The organism is Streptomyces sp. UH6, assembly GCF_013421635.1.
In the GTDB taxonomy this organism is placed as follows: Bacteria; Actinomycetota; Actinomycetes; order Streptomycetales; family Streptomycetaceae; genus Streptomyces; species Streptomyces abyssomicinicus.
Genome location: NZ_JACADT010001356.1, coordinates 1 through 1,169 on the forward strand (window position 1 = coordinate 1; position 1,169 = coordinate 1,169).

Here is a 1,169-nt window from a genome sequence, read left to right on the forward strand (position 1 = left end):
CGGGAGGTCGGCGAGCAGACACCGTTCGGCGAGCGCCGTCACCTCGGCGAGGGCGGTGGCGTCGCAGGCGTCGGACTCGGCCTTGGCGGTGGCGGCGGCGAGCACGGTGGTGCCCCACACCCCGGCCTCGGCCACCCGGACGGCGAGCTCCGGCTCCCAGCACAGCCGCCAGCTCTCCCGGAAGGTGCCGGTGCCGCCGCGCGAGGCGGTGGGTTCACCCCAGCCGACGGACAGGAGGCGCAGCCGGTGCAGCAGGCGGCTGCGGGCGGCGTCGTTCTCCTTGCGCAGGTCCAGTTCCAGCTCCCGCTCCAGCGCCTCGGGCTTGAGGCGCAGCGCGCGCTGCTGCCGTTCGAGGTCGCGTCGCAGGGGCACGGAGGGGGCGGTGGACGGAACCTCACCGAGCAGGTCGCCGACGATCAGCCGGTCGCGGACCAGTTCCAGCGGGACGTCGGAGCCCTCGCACATCACCGCGCGGACCGCGTCGACCGTCTCGCCGAGCCCGGGCAGCGGACGCCCGCGCATCACCGCGAGCGTCTCGGCGAGCCGCACCGCCTCGATGACGTGGGCGGAGGAGACGTGCAGGTCCTCGTCGCGCAGCAGGCCCGCGACCTTGGTCATCCACCGTTCCACCGGCCGGTCCGGTGCGGAGAACAGGTGCCCGTACCAGCCCGGCGAGTCGATGCCGGCGCCGTAGCCGCTGAACCGGGAGAGCCTGCGGTGCGTCCAGGGCACCCAGGTCATCTCCGTCTTCACCTTGGGCAGGCCCTTGAGCAGGGCGCGGTCGGCGGTGACGGTGCTCTTCCGCCGCAGGGCGGGGACGTGCCAGGCGCCGCAGACCACGGCGATCTCGTCACCGAACTCCTTGCGGGCCGCGTGCACCTGGAGGCGCATGTACGCCTCGCGGACCGGGTCGCGGTCGTGACCGCCGGTCCCGTACGCCTCGCGGAGGGCGCCCATCGCCTCCTCCACGGCGGCGAACGGCGCCAGCGGGTCCTCCCCCGCGCCGCGGTGCTCGACCACGTCCTCCCACCAGCGCTCCGGGTCGTCGTACCCGGCGGCCTCCGCCAGCACGGCCAGCGGATCGACCCGCATGTCGGCGGCCCGGTCCTCCGTCCCTCCTTCGTCCCCCTCCTCCCCCGCGGCTCCCGCGCGGCCGGGGCCGTCACCGG

The 1,169-nt window shown here is 75.4% G+C and carries 1 protein-coding gene; it reads right to left on the bottom strand.

What is annotated here, in order from left to right:
* Positions 1–1,169, bottom strand: a 1,169-nt coding sequence (locus HW445_RS31855; protein ID WP_257231433.1) for a DUF5682 family protein, incomplete at both ends; no start/stop codon positions are given.